The organism is Streptomyces hirsutus (genome assembly GCF_001418415.1).
GTDB lineage: Bacteria > Actinomycetota > Actinomycetes > Streptomycetales > Streptomycetaceae > Streptomyces > Streptomyces hirsutus.
Genome location: NZ_LIQT01000643.1, coordinates 1 through 2,179 on the forward strand (window position 1 = coordinate 1; position 2,179 = coordinate 2,179).

Genomic DNA, 2,179 nt, shown 5'->3' on the forward strand with positions numbered 1-2,179 from the left:
CCCTCCTCACCGACGCCTGCAGCCCCAGCCCCGACGCACCCACGGCCAGGCCGCCGCCGACCCCGACCGCCGACCCCGCCGCCACCACCACCGCGGCGACGTCGCCGCGGTGGTGGTGCCGGCCGGATCGGCGGTCGGGGTCGGCTCCGGCCTGGGCGTGGGTGCGGCGGGTCTGGTGCTCCAGGCTTCGGTGAGGAGGTCAGTGGGCGGCTTCTGCGGCCGCTCACCAAGATCTACGACAGCATGCCGCCTGCAGTCGACGGCGTGGAGGGCGGCATGTCCACGCCGTCCACGCGCCGGCCGGTGCAGCTGCCGGCGAAGGGGACGGACGGGGGGGCAGGCAAGCGTGAAGGGGCCCGGCACCGGACACGCCGACCCCGTGTGCCCGCGATTCGCCCGCGGCGAGAGGCATCATGTCCTTGGCCTGCTCGCGCGGTGGCGCGTGGGACCTGTTGACCCAGGACTCGAACACGGGATGGATCATGCTGGACAGTCCCGCCTCCACCCCGCAAGGCCGTGCGGAGCACGGCGGGGCGCGCGCCCTGGCCGCAGTCCTTCTCCTGGCCGATGCCGGGATCCACGCCTACGAGGTCATCGACGCGGACGTGCCCTTCCTCATCGGCGGTTTCATCGCCACCGCGGTCGGTACCACGGTGGGCGCCCTTCTTCTGCTGACCCGCGGACCGCGGCTGGGCTGGGTCGTGGGAGGGCTCACCGCGTTGCTGACCACCATCGGCTACATCGTCACCCGTGCCACGCCCGTTCCCACCGACGAGGACGACTACGGCAACTGGCTGGAACCCCTGGGCGTCTGCTCTCTGGTCATCCAGGGCATCGTCGTCGTCATGGCCGCCGTGGCTCTGAGCGGGCCCGCCCCGCTACGGCCGGGCCACCTCGTCCAGGAGGCGAAGTCGGTGACCCCCGGCCTCCGGCCCGACGACCCGGGTTCCGGTGCGCCCAACGAGCCGCCCCCGTCACCATGAACCACAGCCCGTCGCGGGCGGCGGGCACACGTCCAGGACGCTCAGGCGGACCCGCCGGCCGGCCGCAGGTGCACAGTGATGAGGATCCGGGGCCGACGTCAGGTCTTCGCCCTCACCGGGACGTTCTGCGGGAACTTCACCCCGCGGACGGCAACGCGCCACGTCACCGGCCCGCCCGCGTGCTCGAAGGCCCCACCCGCCGCCCGGCAGCACAGCGGGAATACCGGTTTCACCTGCTGTGTCAACGAACGACACGCTGTGTCTGCGGGTGAACAGGCTCCGGCAAAGTCCCCCGGACAGCGTATCGGGGCATCAAGTCCACTACAGGAAAAGTCATCTGATCATCCGTCAGTACACCACGACACGGCATGCAGGCGCCCCCTGTGACCCGATTGGAGTCAATCTACCGACCTCCCCCCATATCCCGATATGACAGACATGAGAATCGGTCAGTACGTTCATCACGAGTCGGCTGGCCAGCCGACCTCCCGAGACAGGAGAAGCGCGTGATGATCACACGTCCCAACGTCGTTACCGCGGCCGTCGCGGCCGCCGCGGGCCTGGCCGCCACCGGTATCACCTACGCCTCGGCATCCGCCTACGAGCCGGCCCAGGCCGCCCCCGCGGTCCAGCAGGCGGCCGCCCCCGCATTCCAGCAAGCGGCCGCCCCCGCCGCGGCCCCCATGGGCGGCGACTCCGGCAAGGGCAACGAAGGCAGGGACAACGAAGGAAGGGGCAACGAAGGAAGGGGCAACGAAGGCCGAGACTTCGAAGGCCGAGACTTCGAAGGCCGGATCCACATCAACGAGCGTTCCTACTCGGCCGCCCCGGGCGGCTGCGTCACCGTCGTGAGCGGCCTGGGCTCCAAGAGCTTCAACATCCGCAACGACAGCCGCAGGAGCGTCGAGGTCTTCCGCGGAGCCACCTGCGACAACGGCGCCCCCATCGCCACCGTCGGACCGCACAGCTCCAGCAGTGGCGTGCACCCCGGCCACGTCGAGGGTGGCGTCTTCGTCAAGAACGGAGTGGTAGGCAGCTTCCGGGTCATCGACCACTACTTCGGCGGACACGGCGGAAACAACGGATTCGGCGGGAACGACGGATTCGGCGGACGCTGACCGAACCGCCACCCCAGCACAGCATGAAGACCCCGGCCCGCTGGAATCGGGCCGGAGTCCCCCCGTAACATCCCACCC

At 70.4% G+C, this 2,179-nt stretch carries 2 protein-coding genes; both read left to right on the plus strand.

What is annotated here, in order from left to right:
• Nucleotides 1-482: 482 nt before the first annotated feature.
• A complete protein-coding gene (locus AOK11_RS41165; RefSeq protein ID WP_206188998.1) occupies nt 483-983 on the plus strand; it encodes a hypothetical protein in 501 nt (166 codons plus the stop codon).
• Between the two features lie 509 nt (nt 984-1,492).
• On the plus strand, nt 1,493-2,101 hold the full coding sequence (locus tag AOK11_RS36510) for a hypothetical protein (RefSeq protein ID WP_063793577.1): 609 nt from the start codon (nt 1,493-1,495) through the stop codon (nt 2,099-2,101).
• Nucleotides 2,102-2,179 lie beyond the last annotated feature (78 nt).

What these genes read in the sequence shown, in the direction of transcription:
- AOK11_RS41165 (WP_206188998.1), top strand. Translation starts at nt 483, where the DNA reads ATGCTGGACAGTCCCGCCTCCACCCCGCAAGGCCGTGCGGAGCACGGC.
- AOK11_RS36510 (WP_063793577.1), top strand. Translation starts at nt 1,493, where the DNA reads ATGATCACACGTCCCAACGTCGTTACCGCGGCCGTCGCGGCCGCCGCG.